Annotated in this window: 14 protein-coding genes; 8 read left to right on the plus strand and 6 right to left on the minus strand. The window is 51.2% G+C overall.

Annotated elements, in window-relative coordinates:
- Positions 1 to 3: 3 nt before the first annotated feature.
- Together KHQ09_RS07545 and rnd are read right to left on the minus strand one after the other, a co-directional pair.
- Positions 4 to 543 carry a dihydrofolate reductase family protein gene (locus tag KHQ09_RS07545; RefSeq protein WP_213597448.1) on the minus strand — a complete coding sequence of 180 codons (540 nt, stop codon included), beginning with the start codon at positions 541 to 543 and terminating at the stop codon, positions 4 to 6.
- Between the two features lie 2 nt (positions 544 to 545).
- Positions 546 to 1700, minus strand: a complete 1155-nt coding sequence (rnd, locus tag KHQ09_RS07550; protein WP_022710468.1) for a ribonuclease D — start codon at positions 1698 to 1700, stop codon at positions 546 to 548.
- A gap of 373 nt (positions 1701 to 2073) precedes the next feature.
- Here rnd and aspS point away from each other — a divergent pair, with 373 nt between their 5' ends.
- Positions 2074 to 3861, plus strand: a complete 1788-nt coding sequence (gene aspS, locus KHQ09_RS07555) for an aspartate--tRNA ligase (protein WP_213597450.1) — start codon at positions 2074 to 2076, stop codon at positions 3859 to 3861.
- A 123-nt stretch (positions 3862 to 3984) separates the two neighbouring features.
- On the opposite strand, the gene KHQ09_RS07560 is transcribed toward aspS, so the two are convergent.
- Entirely contained in the window at positions 3985 to 5226 is a 1242-nt protein-coding gene (locus KHQ09_RS07560; protein ID WP_116088176.1) for a hypothetical protein, read from the minus strand.
- Between the two features lie 254 nt (positions 5227 to 5480).
- Here KHQ09_RS07560 and parC point away from each other — a divergent pair, with 254 nt between their 5' ends.
- Entirely contained in the window at positions 5481 to 7733 is a 2253-nt protein-coding gene (parC, locus tag KHQ09_RS07565) for a DNA topoisomerase IV subunit A (protein ID WP_022710472.1), read from the plus strand.
- Between the two features lie 77 nt (positions 7734 to 7810).
- Positions 7811 to 8239 (plus strand): GNAT family N-acetyltransferase, encoded by a 429-nt coding sequence (locus KHQ09_RS07570; RefSeq protein WP_213597452.1) that lies wholly within the window; start codon positions 7811 to 7813, stop codon positions 8237 to 8239.
- Between the two features lie 112 nt (positions 8240 to 8351).
- Here KHQ09_RS07570 and KHQ09_RS07575 read toward each other — a convergent pair whose 3' ends face one another.
- The 3 genes from KHQ09_RS07575 to hemB form a co-directional block, all read right to left on the minus strand.
- Positions 8352 to 9107: an arginyltransferase gene (locus tag KHQ09_RS07575; RefSeq protein WP_213597454.1), complete on the minus strand. Its 756-nt coding sequence runs from the start codon at positions 9105 to 9107 to the stop codon at positions 8352 to 8354.
- 316 nt (positions 9108 to 9423) lie between these two features.
- The gene (locus tag KHQ09_RS07580) at positions 9424 to 9894 is read right to left on the minus strand and encodes an RDD family protein (protein ID WP_022710475.1); all 471 of its coding nucleotides are present in this window, start codon (positions 9892 to 9894) and stop codon (positions 9424 to 9426) included.
- A gap of 159 nt (positions 9895 to 10053) precedes the next feature.
- A complete protein-coding gene (hemB, locus tag KHQ09_RS07585; protein WP_075655660.1) occupies positions 10054 to 11058 on the minus strand; it encodes a porphobilinogen synthase in 1005 nt (334 codons plus the stop codon).
- A 214-nt stretch (positions 11059 to 11272) separates the two neighbouring features.
- On the opposite strand from hemB, the gene KHQ09_RS07590 reads away from it, so the two are divergent.
- From KHQ09_RS07590 to glyA, 5 genes are all read left to right on the plus strand, one after another.
- Positions 11273 to 12340, plus strand: coding sequence for an enoyl-CoA hydratase/isomerase family protein (locus KHQ09_RS07590; protein ID WP_213599869.1), 1068 nt, complete (start codon positions 11273 to 11275; stop codon positions 12338 to 12340).
- 27 nt (positions 12341 to 12367) lie between these two features.
- Positions 12368 to 12799 (plus strand): DUF6163 family protein, encoded by a 432-nt coding sequence (locus KHQ09_RS07595; RefSeq protein ID WP_028233522.1) that lies wholly within the window; start codon positions 12368 to 12370, stop codon positions 12797 to 12799.
- 179 nt (positions 12800 to 12978) lie between these two features.
- The gene (locus KHQ09_RS07600; protein WP_213597456.1) at positions 12979 to 13524 is read left to right on the plus strand and encodes a hypothetical protein; all 546 of its coding nucleotides are present in this window, start codon (positions 12979 to 12981) and stop codon (positions 13522 to 13524) included.
- Positions 13525 to 14079: 555 nt separating this feature from the next.
- Entirely contained in the window at positions 14080 to 15387 is a 1308-nt protein-coding gene (locus KHQ09_RS07605) for a L,D-transpeptidase family protein (RefSeq protein ID WP_075655656.1), read from the plus strand.
- 556 nt (positions 15388 to 15943) lie between these two features.
- Complete coding sequence (glyA, locus tag KHQ09_RS07610) at positions 15944 to 17251, plus strand: serine hydroxymethyltransferase (protein WP_022710481.1); 1308 nt, start codon at positions 15944 to 15946, stop codon at positions 17249 to 17251.
- Positions 17252 to 17314: the final 63 nt, after the last annotated feature.

Here is a 17314-nt window from a genome sequence, read left to right on the forward strand (position 1 = left end):
TTTTTACATTGTTTTGTTGAATGTATAGCGACCTTGCAGCAACCCGCTTGGAAAAGCCTGATGGCCGGTGAGTTTCCATTGGTTCATGGACATATCACCTTCAAACAGTCGCACACCTTTGCCGATTGTGGCTGGTACCCAGCTTAAAGTCAGTTCATCAACCAGTTGTTGTTGCAGACCTTGGCGCACAACATTGCCACCATCGAGATAGACATGCCTGAGACCGCGCGCGGACAGCTCCGGCAGCAGATCGCTGAGTGTTCCGTTGAAGCTGGTTTCGCCATGTAGCGATGTCAGCGGGCGGCTGGTCAGTACAACAACCTGCTTGCCCTCATAAGGCCAGAAGCCGAATGTCAGCACTGTGTCATAGGTATTGCGCCCCATAACCAGCACATCAATATCAGCCATCAAGGCATTATAGCCAGTATCTTCAGGCGGATCGGTTTCGACCACGGATAGCCACGACAGATCATTGTCCGGACCGGCAATATAGCCGTCCAGACTGATGCCCAGAAACACGCTGACTTTGATCTTGTCGCTCATGCTTAATCCAGCGGAACTGCTTTGATCTTGCGGTTTTCAAATTTGATGCCGATTTTGCCTTCAATCATTTGCAGTGCTTTTTCACCGAACAATTCACGGCGCCAGCCCTTCAGGGCCGGTACATCCGCTGCATTACCCTTGGCAGCAATCTGATCAATATCATCGGAAGAGGCGACAACCTTCGGTGCTACACCATGATCTTCAGTAATAATTTTGAGCAGCAGCTTGAGCACGTCCGAGGCCGCACCGGTGCCTTCCGGCGCATTATATTGCTTCGGCAGGCGTGGCATATCCTCTTTCGGAATGCTCAGGGCTTCATTAATCGCTTCAACCAGCCCTTGCGCATGAGAGGAGCGCTCCCAGCCTTTCGGAATAGTACGCAGACGGGACAACGCTTCCGCATCGCGCGGCTGCTGCTGGGCGATTTCCTGAATCGTATCGTCTTTAATCACACGACCGCGCGGAACATTGCGTTCACGTGCTGCACGTTCACGCCATGCGGCAACCTTCTGCATAACTGCCAGTTCGGCAGGCTTGCGCAGGCGGATTTTCAGACGCTTCCACGCATCATCAGGATGCATGTCATAGGTCTCGCGGGCGGTAAGAATGCGGATTTCTTCGCTCACCCAGTCATTGCGGCCTTCTTTGGTCAGGCGATCCTGCAAATAGAGATAGACATCGCGCAGATGGGTCACATCGGCCAGTGCGTAATCCAGCTGTTTGTCGCTCAGCGGACGGCGGCGCCAGTCAGTAAAGCGGGACGACTTGTCCAGATTTACACCGGTGATACGGGCAACCAGCTGATCATAAGAAATGGCATCGCCAAAACCGCAAACCATCGCTGCAACCTGTGTGTCGAATACCGGCTCAGGGATCAGATTTCCGAGGTGGAAAACGATTTCAATATCCTGCCGCGCTGCGTGAAACACTTTGACGACAGATTTATCCGCCATCAGGGCGAAGAAAGAGCTGAGATCAATGCCCGGCGCCAGTGCATCCACCAACGCCGTTGTGTCCGGCGATGCCATCTGGATCAGGCAAAGTTCCGGCCAGAAAGTGGTTTCACGAATGAATTCGGTATCCACAGTGACAAAATCAGATTTTGAAAGCTGTGAAACGGCCTGTTCAAGACCCTGTGTTGTCGTAATGAGTTCCATGATTTTTCTATAAACAATCGCAATAGCTTTGTCGCGGGGGCGTAAGCTTAAAAATCACATATGTTGTGACTTAGAGTATTTCCAGCAAAAGTGGGAACCGGTTTTGCGTCCGGAAATACGTGAAAATAAAAAAGCCAGAGCGTTTCAGACGATTCTATTGTAGCTAGAACTACTCTGGCTGCAATTCTAAGGGGGCTGCTGTCTGTTACTCGCAGTTGTTAGCGGTTATAGAACATTCAAAATGAATCAATTTGGCTGTAGAAGGGTCTGACACTTGACTTTTCGCGGCCAAAATGCGCTTGTCCGACAACATAAAAATCAGATTTTTATCTGCGATTTTACGTTTCTTACCACTCTTCTGAAGGCAGAAAACATGCATCGTTACCGCAGCCATACCTGCGAAGCCCTCCGCAAGTCGGATGTCGGCCAGACAGTTCGTCTTTCCGGCTGGGTTCATCGTGTCCGCGATCACGGCGGTATTCTCTTTATCGATATTCGTGACCACTATGGTTTGACCCAGATCGTTGCTGATCCGGAAAGCCCGGCATTTAAAGTTGCTGAAACCGTTCGCGGTGAATGGGTGATCCGCGTTGACGGTGAAGTAACCGCCCGTGCTGATGAGGCTGTAAACCCGAATTTGCCTACCGGTGAAATTGAAGTGGTTGCCAAAGAGATTGAAGTTCTGGCTGCTGCCAAGGAACTGCCTCTGCCGGTATTCGGTGAGCCGGACTATCCGGAAGATATCCGTCTGAAATACCGCTTCCTCGATCTGCGCCGCGACACGCTGCATAAAAACATCATGAAGCGCACCAAGATTATTTCTTCGATGCGCCGTCATATGAACGAGATCGGCTTCAACGAATTCACTACACCGATCCTGACCGCTTCTTCGCCTGAAGGCGCGCGCGACTTCCTCGTGCCGAGCCGTATTCACGAAGGTCAGTTCTATGCGCTGCCACAGGCACCTCAGCAGTATAAGCAGCTGTTGATGGTGGCTGGTTTCGACCGCTACTTCCAGATTGCACCTTGCTTCCGCGATGAAGATCCGCGTGCAGATCGTCTGCCGGGCGAATTCTACCAGCTCGATCTCGAAATGAGCTTTGTCACTCAGGAAGAAGTCTGGGAGACAATGGAACCGGTTATGCGCGGCATTTTCGAAGAATTTGCTGAAGGCAAGCCGGTAACCCAGCAGTTCCGTCGTATCGCTTATGATGATGCGATCCGCACCTATGGTTCGGATAAGCCTGATCTGCGTAACCCGATTGAAATGCAGGCTGTGACCGGTCACTTTGCCGGTTCCGGTTTCAAAGTGTTCGCAAACATGATCGCTAATGATCCTAAGGTTGAAGTATGGGCTATCCCTGCGAAAACCGGTGGTTCGCGCGCTTTCTGCGACCGCATGAATTCATGGGCGCAGGGTGAAGGTCAGCCGGGTCTCGGTTATATCTTCTGGCGTAAAGAAGGCGACAAGCTGGAAGGCGCTGGCCCGATTGCCAAGAATATCGGTGAAGAACGCGTTGAAGCGATCCGTACCCAGATGGGTCTGGAAGATGGCGATGCCTGCTTCTTCGTGGCTGGTCTGCCGTCGAAATTCTACAAATTTGCCGGTGATGCCCGTAACCGTGCCGGTGATGAGCTGAACCTTACCGATCGTGATCGTTTTGAACTGGCCTGGATCATCGACTTCCCGTTCTATGAATGGGACGAAGATAACAAGAAGCTCGACTTCGCGCATAACCCGTTCTCCATGCCGCAGGGTGGTCTGGAAGCACTGGAAACGCAGGATCCGTTGTCGCTCAAAGCCTATCAGTACGATCTGGTTTGTAACGGTTTTGAAATCGCATCCGGTTCGATCCGTAACCAGCTGCCGGAAGTTATGGTCAAAGCCTTTGAACTGGTTGGTTTGAGCCAGCAGGATGTGGAAGATCGTTTCGGCGGCCTCTACCGTGCATTCCAGTATGGTGCGCCTCCGCATGGCGGTATGGCTGCCGGTATTGACCGCGTGGTTATGCTGCTCGTTGGTGCGAAAAACCTGCGCGATATCTCGCTGTTCCCGATGAACCAGCAGGCTGTTGATCTGCTGATGGGCGCACCGGCAGAAGTTACGCCGGCTCAGCTGCGTGATCTGCATATCCGCGTGAACCCGATCAAAAAAGACTGATCTGTTTTAGGGGTAAATATTAGAAACGCCGCGTCTTAACGGACGCGGCGTTTTTTATTGCGCAATGTTCAGGCAATAAAAAACCCGGCTAAAAGCCGGGTTTCTTGTTCAGTTCAGAAGAACTTACTGGTTGGCAGTCAGTTTAACAGCCAGCAGGTCCAGAAGCTTCTTAGGGTCAGCAGTTGCAGTTGCTGCGATCAGAGCGAAGGAAACAGGCGCTTCCGGCTTTGCAGCAATTGTCAGAGACTTAGGATCGTCAAAATAGGTGTTGACGGCAGTCGTTGCCTGCATGGCGAAATCCGCATGGCCGAGATAGCCAACCATGATCGGCGCAATGCCTTTGATCTGGTTGACCATGTCTTCCTTGGAGATACCCTGCTGCTTGGCATAATAGTCGAGCAGTTTAGGGGTGAGGGATGAATCATCATAGCGGATAGCCATGTTGCTGATCGAAAGCTGCTGGATCAGACCGAGCATCGCCATACCGGCTGCATCGGAATTTTCCTTGTTTGCACTCATTTCAGCGCTGGCCTGCTGTACGGATTTGATGAATTTTGCATCATAGCCGCCGAGCTTCATTGTGGTGTCGAATTTACCGACATCCTTGACGTCAAATTCCATCTTGTCGATGGCCAGATCACCTTTTTCCGGTTCCCATGAGCCGGTCGAGGTTACAGCCATGCTCAGCTGTTTGTAGCCGAGATCGATCATCGGATTTGGTGTTTCAGAAGCTTCGTCATTGCCGGCGCTTGCATCCGCACCTTTGCGCAATGCATCCATTTTCTCGATGTCGAGATCAATAGACTTGATGCCGAAGCTCATCGCAACCGGAGTGCCCTTTGTGTAAGGGGTAGAGGTTGCGTAAATATCTTTCATGTTGACCATTTCTTCGCCATCTTCGTGGATGGTGAAGCTGTCAGCCTTCATGGTTTGATAATACAGCATTTTGACAACAGGATCCTGTTCGTCATCTGCTGCGAGATAGAGTTTGCCGATTTCGATGCCCTTCAGAGCGAAAGTGCTCTTGTCGTCTGTTTTTTCGAAATCCTGCAGGGTCGCAGTTTCCGCGGTGTAGGCACCTTTGTCGTTTTCAGCAACGTCTGTCAGAACAATGTCACCAACAGTGAAAGTGCCCATTTCAGCGGATTTGAAGTCGATTTTTGTGTCACGCAGGGTAACGGTTGAACCATCGGTGTCGACTTTGCCGAACTCGATTTTTGTACCCTGTTCTTCAAAGCGAGCCTGCAGACGCTTGGCGACATCATTTCCGTCCAGTGCATAAGCTGAACCAGCAAAGATCACAGTGAGTGCTGTAGCAACGGAAAGAGTGCGGGCTGCGGTATATAGCGGTTTCATAACCGGCATCAGAGGCTCCTTAAGTGTTGACCTAATTTTTACATACGAAATACTGTTATCGCCTAATAACATGGCAATTTTGTCATTTTCGTAACAGCCCGTTTATTTTACTGCAAGTCACACTTGAGGATGATCGAAAATCTGTTGTCATTATCGTTGTATTTTTGATGAAATAACGAGAATAATGCGGAAAACCGGCCTATTCACTGTGTGTAAACGCATCTTGACTTGCCGCAGAATCAGCCACTTGCTAACCATATTCCATGGGAAATAATTTGATTCCGCCATCAGGCGGCGACGATCACGTTGAAACAGTTGATCTGAAATCGGCGCTCGAAGAGCGCTACCTTGCCTATGCGCTGTCCACGATCATGCATCGTGCGCTGCCGGATGTGCGCGACGGTCTGAAGCCGGTTCACCGCCGCATCATGCATGCCATGCGCCTGCTGCGTCTTAATCCGGGCAGTGCCTATGCCAAATGCGCGCGTATTGTCGGTGACGTGATGGGTAAGTTCCACCCGCACGGCGATGCTTCTATTTATGATGCACTGGCGCGACTGGCGCAGGATTTTGCCGTGCGCTATCCGCTGGTAGACGGGCAAGGCAACTTCGGCAATATTGACGGTGATAATCCGGCGGCTATGCGTTACACCGAAGCACGCATGACCGAAGTGGCATCGCTGCTGCTCGAAGGTATTACAGAAAACGCTATCGACTTCCGTCCGACTTATAATGAGGAAGACGAAGAACCGGTCGTTCTGCCCGGTGCTTTTCCTAACCTTCTCGCAAACGGCTCCTCCGGTATTGCTGTGGGTATGGCCACCAATATTCCGCCGCATAATGTGGCTGAGCTGTGTGATGCCGCGCTGCTGCTGATCCGCAATCCGCAGGCAACGGTTGAAGAACTGGTGCAAATTGTTCAGGGACCTGATCTTCCGACCGGCGGTGTGTTGGTTGAGCCAAAAGAGAATATTCTTGAGGCCTATCGTACAGGCCGCGGTGCATTCCGCGTGCGTGCGAAATGGGAGAAGGAAGATCTCGGCCGCGGTACATGGGTGGTGGTGATTACGGAAATTCCGTATCAGGTGCAGAAATCACGTCTGATTGAGAAGATCGCTGAACTGCTGCTGGCGAAGAAACTGCCGCTGCTTGATGATATCCGTGATGAATCGGCTGAAGACATCCGTATCGTGCTGGAGCCGAAGAATCGCTCTGTCGATCCGGAATTACTGATGGAATCGCTGTTCAAGCTCACCGAGCTTGAAAGCCGCATTTCGCTGAATATGAACGTGCTTTCCCATGGTAAAGTGCCGAATGTTCTCTCGCTGGGTGGTGTGCTGAAAGAATGGCTGGAACATCGTAAGGAAGTTCTGCAGCGCCGTTCACAATTCCGGCTTAATGAGATTGAAAAGCGGCTCGAAATTCTGGGCGGTTACCTGATTGCCTATCTCAATCTGGATGAGGTTATCCGCATCATCCGTGAAGAGGATGAGCCGAAACAGGAACTGATGCGTACGTTTAGCCTGACAGACATGCAGGCTGAGTCGATCCTCAATATGCGCCTGCGTTCCTTGCGCAAGCTGGAAGAGTTTGAAATCCGCAAAGAGTTTGACGGGCTGACACTTGAAAAAGCGCAGCTTGAAGAATTGCTCGGTTCGGAAATCAAGCAGTGGAAGGCGATCAGCGGCGAAATCAAAAAGGTTCGCGAGACCTACGGGCCTGAAACGCCGTTGGGTAAGCGCCGCACGCAATTTGCTGAAGCGCCGAGCCATGATCTGGAAGATATTCATCAGGCGATGATCGAGCGCGAGCCGGTCACGATTGTGGTATCGGAAAAGGGCTGGATGCGCGCTATGAAAGGGCATCTGGCAGATTTCTCCAGCCTGTCCTTTAAAGAAGGCGACAAGCTGCATCTGGCCTTCCATGCGGAAACCACGGACAAGATTGTTGTGGCAACGACCGGCGGTAAATTCTTCACCATCGGAGCCAACACTTTGCCGGGTGGCCGTGGTCATGGCGAGCCGATCCGTATCATGGTCGATATGGACAATGATCAGGATATTCTGACCGCTTTTGTGCATGATGCATCCGCGAAATTGCTGCTGGCCTCCCATGAGGGCTATGGCTTCATGATCAGCGAAAGCGAAGTCATTGCCAATACCCGTAAGGGCAAGCAGATCATGAATGTGAAACTGCCGGATGAGATGAAAATCTGTCAGCGCGTGACCGGTGATACCATGGCTGTTGTCGGCGAAAACCGCAAAATGCTGGTATTCCCGCTGTCCGAGCTGCCGGAACTGGCACGCGGTAAAGGTGTGCGTCTGCAGAAATACAAAGACGGCGGTGTATCTGATATCCGCAGCTTTGCTATCGAGCAGGGGCTGACATGGCAGGATTCTGCTGACCGCACATTCACACGCAGCAAAGAAGAATTGCTGGAATGGACGGGTGCACGCGCTTCCGCCGGACGGATGGTGCCGAAGGGTTTCCCGCGCACCGGTAAATTCACTTCGTAAAATACAGACAGAGCGGTTTCTTTTAGCAAAGAAGCCGCTCTGATTGCTGATAAACCAATGGGAAGAAACCTTTAGCCATGCCTGCTGAATCAAAATATCAGGTGCTGCATCAGATTCCGGATGTGCAAACTTATTGTCATCTGCGCACTGCCAGCGGCCTCAGTGCAAAAACAACAGACGCAGCCGAACGCGGTTTGAAGAATTCATTATTCGCCGTGCAGATTGCCGATGGTGATCAGATCATCGGCATGGGACGCGTCATCGGTGACGGCGGCACAACCTATCAGGTTTGCGATATTGCAGTGCTGCCTGACTATCAGGGGCAGGGGCTTGGCAAGCGGATTATGCTTGAGATCAAAGCCTATCTGGATGAATATGCGCCGGAGAGTGCCTATGTCAGCCTGATTGCTGATGGTCCTGCACAGCATCTTTATGCGCAATACGGTTTTGCGCCGGTTACGCCGGCCTCAATCGGCATGGCCTACAAAGTAGGGCGTAAAAGCTGAAGCATGTCGCGCAAAAAAGATATGAATCTCATTATGAGATTTATCATCTAGAAGATTGAATTTATTGCATGATATCAAAACACCCGCATGGTTTTCATGCGGGTGTTTTGATTTAATCTGCAATGTCTGTGCGCAGCCAGCCATTGGTTGTGAGATGCTCCTGCGGCTTGAAGCGGGTTTTATAATGCATCTTTTCGGAGCCGTTGACCCAGTAGCCCAAATAAACATGCGGCAGGCCAAGCGCATTGCAGCGCATAATATGGTCGAGAATAATATAGGTGCCGAGTGAGCGGTCAGCCAGCTCCGGATTGAAGAACGAATAGACCATCGACACGCCGTCACCCATCACATCGGTAAGGGCGGCAGCAATCAGCGGGCCTTCGCCTTTACCGGTAATCATCGTATCGGCGCCACGCATACGATATTCGATGATCTGCGTGTTCACATGGCTGTCCTCAACCATCATCGCATAATCAAGTACGGACATTTCCGACATGCCGCCATTATGGTGACGGTGATTGAGATAATCATGGAACAGGGAATATTGTTCGGAGCTCGGCTCAGCTTTATTGGCAAAACCAACGAGATCCTGATTGCGTTTCCAGATGCGGCGCATGGAGCGCGTCATCTGAAATTCACCGGCGAGAATACGCACGGATACGCAGGCATTGCAGCTTTCACAGGCGGGGCGATAGGCGATATTTTGCGAACGTCGGAAACCGGCCTGAGTTAGCAGATCATTGAGTTCCGGTGCACGGCTGCCAACCAGATGTGTAAAAACCTTCCGCTCAGCGCGATTGTCCAGATAAGGACATTCAGACGGGGCGGTGAGATAAAATTGCTGCGGTTGCGGTTGATGTTGTGTCATGTTTCGCCTGTCAAAACGCAATAAAGACGAATTGTAAAATTCACGTCTGTAATTGTGCAGTTAAAGGCCTGCAGAGTGGTTAATAATAATTGAAAACGAAGATATGTAAAATCCCGCTTTTGTGATTTAGAGCGTCAGGCTCATCTTTGGGTGCACAAAACTCGTTCCAGAGCGGTTTACATCCAGATTGGATCACAGCACTCGCTCTAGATTCTTTAGTTTGTCGCATTTCATAGCGCATAAAGGGCGATAAAAAAGCTGGTAATGCAAACAGCGCGGAAATACCCGCGCTGTTCATATTCAGTTCGTCGTCTTGTTACGGATTGGTACGGATAATCACCGCGCCGAGCAGCATGTCGTGTACGCCGCGTTTATAATCCAGAAACAGGGTTGCCAGCAGGATCAGCGGGGTAAGCACTGTGCAGGAAGCCCAGAACAAAACCGAGTGCACCACTGCAAACAGACCGTCAACCGGATTGCCGTCCATACGCTCGATGCGAATACCCATCATCCGCATACCTGTGGTGGCTTTATTACGTCCGCCGACTGTAAAATATACATAAGGCAGCGCCACAAGCGGCAGCAGGATACCATAGAGCATCCAGCCCAGACCCAGCGTCAGAATACCCAGAAAAGCGATGATGATCGCGACAGGGATACACAGCAAAAGCACAATGAAATAGTCGATCAGAAAGGCGAATACGCGTCTGGTACGCACACCTTCATAGAGGCGGCGGTCTTCAAAACGCGGCAGAACAATATCATTATTGATTGTTCGGTCATTCATCGGCTTATGGTTTCTCCTTTTAAACTTACAAACAAGGAGATAGGAAGCCATGGTGCCGATTTCAAGATTACCCGCCGGTAAGCCCTCTAAATGCAATCCCATATAAAAAAGCGCATTCTGCCGATGGCGGAATGCGCTTTTATAAAAACATGGGCTGGATCAGGCGTTTTTGAGTTTCTCAGCCACTTCCAGAGCAAAATAAGTGAGAATACCGTCGCAACCGGCACGTTTGAATGCCAGCAGACTTTCCAGCATGACTTTCTCTTCGTCGATCCAGCCATTCTGACCGGCAGCTTTGATCATCGCATATTCACCGGAGACCTGATAGGCGAAGGTCGGCAGGGCAAACTGGCTTTTGATACGCTGAATAATGTCGAGATAAGGCAGACCCGGCTTGACCATCAGCATATCCGCGCCTTCCAGCACATCCTGCTCAGCTTCGCGCAGTGCTTCATCCGTATTGGCCGGATCAAGATAATAGGTCTTCTTGTCGCCTTTCAGCACGCCGGCCGTACCGATCGCTTCACGATAAGGGCCATAGAAAGCGGAAGCGAATTTGGTGGCATAGGACATGATCGGCAAATGCTGGAAACCATTGGCATCCAGCGCATCGCGGATTGCGCCGATACGGCCGTCCATCATATCGGAAGGAGCAATAATATCCGCACCGGCCTCAGCCTGAGCCAGCGCGCCGCGCACAACCATCTCTACGGATTCATCATTGAGAATAATACCGTCGCGCAAAATGCCGTCATGGCCGTCCGTGGTGAAAGGATCGAGCGCGGCATCGGTAATAATGCCGATTTCCGGAATTTCCTTTTTGATCGCGCGGGTCACCGAATTGATGAGATTGTCAGGATTGCCAATATAGGAGCCGTCCTGCGTTTTAATCCGCGCCGGTTCATTCGGGAAAGGTGCGATGGCCGGAATGCCGAGTTTTGCAGCTTTTTCTGCCTGACGCACAGCCATATCCACGGAATAACGATGAACACCCGGCATTGCGGCAATCGGCGAGGCGACATTGCTGCCTTCACAGACAAAAAACGGCCAGATCAGATCATTGACGCTTAAACTGTTTTCCTGAACCAGACGGCGTGACCATTCGGTACGGCGCGTACGGCGCAGGCGGCGGCTTTGGGTGATCTCATCAATGTTACGCATCATGTCTTTCCGTATTTCGGCCTATGAAACTGCAATTTCCTGCAGCGCAGACTTCGATGAGGGAGCCTTAACACCCAAATCATGGTTACAGCTTGATAAAAACAACTTTTGAGGTGTGAAACATTGCCGCGCTTGCTTTACTCACTTATGAATCATGCTTCAATGCGGGAGAGGAAAATCAATGAATAAGGTGCATCAGAGCGGAGGAAGCGGCGTGATGATATCTGATTTCAAGGAGAATTTCGGCGGCGATGATGAAATTGCTTTTACTATGCAAGGTTCTGCAGGGCTGATCCGGCTGACCCGTCCGAAAGCGCTGAATGCCCTGACCCATAAGATGGTGCGGGCAATGGAGCGTGCATTGCTGCATTGGGCTGATGATCCTCAGGTAAAAACCGTGATCGTTGAAGGCGAAGGGCGTGCATTTTGTGCCGGTGGTGATGTTGTGGCTGCCTATCATGCAGGCAGAAATGGTGCGCCTGCTTATGATTTCTTCCAGGATGAATATCGCCTCAACCGCCTCATCGGCTCCTATAAAAAACCTTATATTGCTTTACTTGACGGCATTACCATGGGCGGTGGTGCCGGAATATCCGTTCATGGTTCACACCGGATTGTGACGGAAAATACACTTTTTGCTATGCCGGAAAGCGGGATCGGTTTTTTCACCGATGTCGGCGGCAGTGCGTTTTTACCTGCCTTGCCGGACAAGTTCGGCTTTTATCTCGGCTTAACCGGCTCGGCGATCCGCTGGGGCGATTGTTTGCAGAGCGGGATTGCCACGCACGCTCTTAAAGCTGAACAACTGGCGGAATTGCGTGAGCGGCTGATCGGCGGTGAACAGCCGGATGATATACTTCTGTCTATGCAGTCGGATTTGCCCGACTGGGAAATGCCGGAACAGGACAGGGCGTTGATTGCCCGATGCTGTACGGCGGAAAGTGCTGAGCAGGTTCTGGCGCAATTCTCAGACGCCGGAGAGGCAGGCGATGAGAAAGCCGCAGCCATTGCAGAACTGCTGGGCAAGCGTTCACCAACCAGTCTGAAAGCGATTTTCACGCTATTTCAGGATGCGGAAGCATTTATTCGTGCAAACAAAGAGCTGAGCTACAGCGCACGCTTGGATAGACAGATGCAAATAGAGTACGCTCTGGCAGAGATTCTGCTGCAAGGGCATGATTTCTATGCCGGTGTCGGCGCTGTTCTGATCGACAAGACCGGTAATCCGCTATGGAACCCTGCAACATTGGCGCAGGTGCAATTACCGGATTTTCTAAACAGTTAAAGACATTAAACAAGGGTAATGAGCCGCATGATGGATGATCAGCTGAGACTGCGTACGGGAGATTCAGCCCTGCATAGCTGGTTCATTCTGTTTATCCGCTTTGTCGCGCTGGTTTGCCTTGTCGGCGGTGTTTATTACTGGTTGCGACTGATCGGTCTTTATCCGGGACTGCTATGGCGTTTCGATCTGATGCCGTGGCAATGGCAGACAATCTGTGTGAGTCTCGCGATTGCGCTGCCGATTGTTGCGACCGGCCTGTGGATCCGTGCCTCATGGGGCGCTGTGCTATGGGTGATTACGGCTGTGGCTCAGGCCTTGATTTACACAGTTTTTGCACGGTTCTTTGAATATTTTCCGGCGCTGGCAGCCGTCAATATTGCATTTCTGCTGATCTATGTCGCTTTTCGTATCGGCCTGTTTTTGCAGGGCAAACGTGCACTGGCAACGCCTGTCCGCTAAAACGGGAATAATGACCGGATTGAGAGAGCCGGTTGTTAACCACTTGTTAGCCCTGTGGCTTAAGCCGAAGTTCACCGCTGTTTCTTAAAGTCTCCTCAGGCAAATTTCAGTTTTCTGCGCGCTCCGCATTCGGAGGCGATGGGCTGATCTTGTGCTTTGGAAAAGCGGAGACAAGCTGCATGCAAACGCAAGAGCCGTTTCAGACATCATTATCCGGTATGGGGCATGCAGGTTCCCGTTCCGGTGAAGGAACAGGCTTGCAGGTTCTGTGTCTGGAAGTCGAGCGGCAGCTGAACCGGCATTATAAGCGGGTTCTGGCATTTTTTGACGATGCCTTTTCCGGCCGTCAGGATTATCCGCTGAATGCCGAGCAGGCACTGATGCTGTTTTGTATCAGTCTTGGTCTGCGTGATACTGTCCAGCTTTATCGGATGGTTGAGCCCGTCACATCACAATCGGTGGTGATGCTGGCAAGTCTGTTTGCGCAAGGCTATGTGACCTCCGGTGCGGATGAGACTGCGGCGGGCGGAGCAGATTTGGCGGTTCTTGCGCTTACTGAAAAAGGGCAGGCAGTGGCAGACGGCCTCTATGAGCTCTATACTTTTGTGTTTCTGGAGACATCGGGCAGGGAAGTGCCCGATGCCGCGCGTCTGGCCTCTATGCATAACTCTTTGCGACGCCTGCAAAAATTCAGCCACATGCATGGCAGACCTGCTGAGCAGTAATGCTGCTAAAGCATGTCTGGCTCAAATGGATTCATTTAGCATTCGCAGACATGCGGCAATTAAAAGAATCTAGAGCGAGCACTATGAATTTGATTAAACGCGACACGCTCTAGGCCGGACAGTTCTGATCGTTGCGAAATGGCCACATTCACTTATTAAGCTTATCTGCAATAATAATTTTCAGTTTGTGATGAATGTAATGACTTGCCGGAATACCCGCAGACATGTTTAAGCCACAAAACTGATTATAGCGGTAAAGTCCGGCAGGATGTTTTGTGTTTAGGCAACTGATGCGTGTTCAGTCAGTTATACTGCTATTCGGGTTTGTTTTAGTTTCAGAGTTAAAGTTGAGCGCATCCCGAAAAGTGGGAACCGGTTTTCGGATAAGATGCGCGTATAGAGCTTAATAAAGCGACAGAGCATCTCCAATACTTAGTTTTAGATTGGGAATGTTCTGGAGCGCAGAGCGCTTAGAGCTTTTCTGCTGATATGCCTGTGTCATGCGGTAAGCTTCCGGTGTGCCACGTCCTGTTACGGCGGATTGAGGATCAAAGAATGAAGCATAATGTAAAAGACAGCAAAACAACCAAGGCGCTTGACCGCCGTTTGTTTTTGCGGGGCGCTGCCGGTCTGGGACTGGCTGCTTTGTCGGTGCCGGCAGTTTCTTCTGCGGCACTTGCTCAGGCTGTCGGCCTGAATGATGTGCTGTCATCCGGCCGTCGCGGTAACTGGAACGATACATTCGATGCGCGCGGCACCGGCGGTGCCAAAGCTATCGCCACCAATCAGCCGATTATGAGCCCGCAGACGCTGAATTATATCAGCGAAGCGATCAATCAGTATAATAATATTGTCGCCAATGGCGGCTGGCCGGTTGTGCCGGGCAATGAACGCCTGCGTCTGGGCATGAAAAGTCAGGTTGTGCCGATCCTGCGCCAGCGCCTGATGATCTCCGGCGATCTGCCTCAGGGCATCGGTGCTTCCAATTCTTTTGATACTTATGTGGATGCTGCCGTGAAGCGCTTTCAGGCGCGCCACGGTCTGCCTGCTGACGGCGTGATGGGCGATGTGACCTATAAGGCGCTCAATGTCAGTGCCGATGTCCGTCTTGGTCAGCTGAACACCAATCTGCAGCGTCTTGGCTCGCTGGCCAATGTTGATCAGACACGCTTTGTCATGGTCAATATTCCGGCAGCACAGATCGAGGCGATTGAAAATGGCCGCGTAGTGCAGCGCCATACCGCCGTTGTCGGTAAGATCGATCGCCAGACACCGATCCTGACTTCAAAAATTCATGAAGTGATCCTCAATCCATACTGGACAGCACCAAAGTCGATCATCCGCAAGGATATCATTCCTTTGATGCGTAAAGATCCGCAATATCTGACCAAGAACAAGATCCGCCTTTACGATGGTCAGGGGCAGGAGGTTCCGCCGGAAACCGTTGACTGGAACACGGAAGATGCAGTGAAGCTGATGTTCCGTCAGGATCCGGGCAAGATCAATGCCATGGCTTCGACAAAGATCAATTTCCATAACAGCCATGCTGTTTATATGCATGACACACCGCAGAAGGGCACTTTCAACAATCTGATGCGTTTCGACTCGTCAGGCTGTATCCGCGTGCAGAATATCCGCGATCTGGATGTGTGGCTGCTGAAAAATACTGGCGGCTGGGATCGTCAGACTATCGAAGACACAATTAAAAGCGGTCAGAATAATCCGATTCAGGTGGCTGACCCTGTGGCGCTGTATTTTGTCTATATTTCCGCATGGTCTACCGGTGACGGTATTCCGCAGTTCCGCGATGATATTTACAAGATGGACGGCGCTTCGGAACTGGCAATCGGTACCGCGATCTGATCTTGCACAGCCTGAGGTCGCAATAATGCTGGTGCAGTTGCAAAAAATGCACCAGCCGGATGGCTAAGCAGAAGCATGGTCTGTTAATAATCGTCTGAATTTAAAGCCGCCTTCGGGCGGCTTTTTTGTATTTAAACGATATAAATGGGACTTTAGCCGTTTTACGTCATGGCATATCGCCTGCTGGCCATGGAGCAGGTGTTACAAGTGTGATATTGCCACCCGACATAGGAATGGGTTAGAGCATTTCCAGCAAAAGTGCGAAGCGGTTTTGCGTAGGATAATGCGTAAAAAAGAGTTAGAGCGGCTCCGATAAATCGTTTACTGCCGGAGCAGCTTCAACCCTTAAACAGCATTGAATTTACGTGCTTTTTGTTTCGCATTTTGATATGCGGACAGACATTGAGCGTATCCCGAAAAGCGGGAACCGGTTTTCGGATAAGATACGCGTCAAAAAATAGCGAAGAATTCCATGATCGTCGCATACAGGCGGCGGGAATGGTGTCTGATTGACTTTTGACTGGGAAATTGACCGGGAACCGGAAGGGAATAGGATATGTCGCAGGCGAACAGTGCTTCTCTCGAAGCATTCTTTAATAAGGGTCTTGAGGAAGCGGATGCTGAAATTTTCGGCGCAATCCGTAAGGAGCTTGGCCGTCAGCGTCACGAAATCGAGCTGATTGCATCGGAAAATATCGTTTCCCGCGCAGTGCTTGAAGCTCAGGGTTCAATCCTCACCAATAAATATGCCGAAGGTTATCCGGGTAAGCGCTATTATGGCGGCTGCCAGTATGTTGATATCGTTGAAGAACTGGCGATTGAACGTGCGAAGAAACTGTTCGGCGCAGAATTCGTCAACGTGCAGCCAAATTCCGGCAGCCAGATGAATCAGGCTGTATTCCTCGCGCTGTTGCAGCCGGGCGATACATTCATGGGTCTGGACCTGAATTCCGGTGGTCACCTGACCCACGGTTCTCCGGTCAATATGTCCGGTAAATGGTTCAATGTCGTATCCTATGGTGTGCGTGAAGATGATCACCTGCTGGATATGGATGAAGTGGCACGTCTTGCCCGCGAACATAAGCCTAAGCTGATTTTGGCTGGTGGTACTGCCTATTCCCGCATCTGGGACTGGAAGCGTTTCCGTGAGATCGCCGATGAAGTCGGTGCATATCTGATGGTTGATATGGCGCATATTGCCGGTCTGGTTGCTGCCGGTGTGCATCCGTCGCCTGTGCCGCATGCCCATGTCTGCACCACCACCACCCACAAATCCCTGCGCGGCCCGCGCGGTGGTATGATCATGACCAATGACGGTGATCTGGCCAAGAAATTCAACTCGGCTGTATTCCCGGGTCTTCAGGGCGGCCCGCTGATGCATGTGATCGCCGGTAAAGCGGTTGCACTGGCAGAAGCGCTGCAGCCTGAATTCAAGCTTTATGCGCAGAATGTTGTGGCAAATGCCAAGGCTCTGGCAGAGAACCTGAAGAAAAACGGTCTTGATATCGTTTCCGGCGGCACTGACAACCATCTGATGCTGGTTGACCTGCGTCCGAAAAATGCTACCGGCAAGCGCGCTGAAGCAGCGTTAGGCCGTGCCAATATCACCACCAACAAAAACGGTATTCCGTTTGATCCTGAGAAGCCTTTTGTGACTTCCGGTATCCGTCTCGGCACGCCGGCCGGTACAACCCGCGGCTTCGGTATCAAGGAATTCGAACAGATCGGTGATATGATCACTGAAGTGCTCGACGGTCTTAAAGCTGCCAATTCTGATGAAGGCAATGCAGCTGTTGAACAGGCTGTTCAGAAAAAAGTTGTGGAGCTGACCGAAGGCTTCCCGATGTATGGCTATCTGGGCTAAGCCGGTTGTGACTATGTTGTAATTTCAGGCGCCGCGTATCACATAAGTGTTACGCGGCGTTTT

This window comes from Pseudochrobactrum algeriensis (assembly GCF_018436245.1).
In the GTDB taxonomy this organism is placed as follows: Bacteria; Pseudomonadota; Alphaproteobacteria; order Rhizobiales; family Rhizobiaceae; genus Pseudochrobactrum; species Pseudochrobactrum saccharolyticum.

What these genes read in the sequence shown, in the direction of transcription:
- KHQ09_RS07575 (WP_213597454.1), bottom strand. Translation starts at nt 9,107, where the DNA reads ATGACACAACATCAACCGCAACCGCAGCAATTTTATCTCACCGCCCCG.
- hemB (WP_075655660.1), bottom strand. Translation starts at nt 11,058, where the DNA reads ATGATGCGTAACATTGATGAGATCACCCAAAGCCGCCGCCTGCGCCGT.
- KHQ09_RS07570 (WP_213597452.1), top strand. Translation starts at nt 7,811, where the DNA reads ATGCCTGCTGAATCAAAATATCAGGTGCTGCATCAGATTCCGGATGTG.
- KHQ09_RS07580 (WP_022710475.1), bottom strand. Translation starts at nt 9,894, where the DNA reads ATGAATGACCGAACAATCAATAATGATATTGTTCTGCCGCGTTTTGAA.
- KHQ09_RS07590 (WP_213599869.1), top strand. Translation starts at nt 11,273, where the DNA reads ATGATATCTGATTTCAAGGAGAATTTCGGCGGCGATGATGAAATTGCT.
- glyA (WP_022710481.1), top strand. Translation starts at nt 15,944, where the DNA reads ATGTCGCAGGCGAACAGTGCTTCTCTCGAAGCATTCTTTAATAAGGGT.
- KHQ09_RS07560 (WP_116088176.1), bottom strand. Translation starts at nt 5,226, where the DNA reads ATGCCGGTTATGAAACCGCTATATACCGCAGCCCGCACTCTTTCCGTT.
- parC (WP_022710472.1), top strand. Translation starts at nt 5,481, where the DNA reads ATGGGAAATAATTTGATTCCGCCATCAGGCGGCGACGATCACGTTGAA.
- KHQ09_RS07595 (WP_028233522.1), top strand. Translation starts at nt 12,368, where the DNA reads ATGATGGATGATCAGCTGAGACTGCGTACGGGAGATTCAGCCCTGCAT.
- KHQ09_RS07605 (WP_075655656.1), top strand. Translation starts at nt 14,080, where the DNA reads ATGAAGCATAATGTAAAAGACAGCAAAACAACCAAGGCGCTTGACCGC.
- KHQ09_RS07600 (WP_213597456.1), top strand. Translation starts at nt 12,979, where the DNA reads ATGCAAACGCAAGAGCCGTTTCAGACATCATTATCCGGTATGGGGCAT.
- KHQ09_RS07545 (WP_213597448.1), bottom strand. Translation starts at nt 543, where the DNA reads ATGAGCGACAAGATCAAAGTCAGCGTGTTTCTGGGCATCAGTCTGGAC.
- aspS (WP_213597450.1), top strand. Translation starts at nt 2,074, where the DNA reads ATGCATCGTTACCGCAGCCATACCTGCGAAGCCCTCCGCAAGTCGGAT.
- rnd (WP_022710468.1), bottom strand. Translation starts at nt 1,700, where the DNA reads ATGGAACTCATTACGACAACACAGGGTCTTGAACAGGCCGTTTCACAG.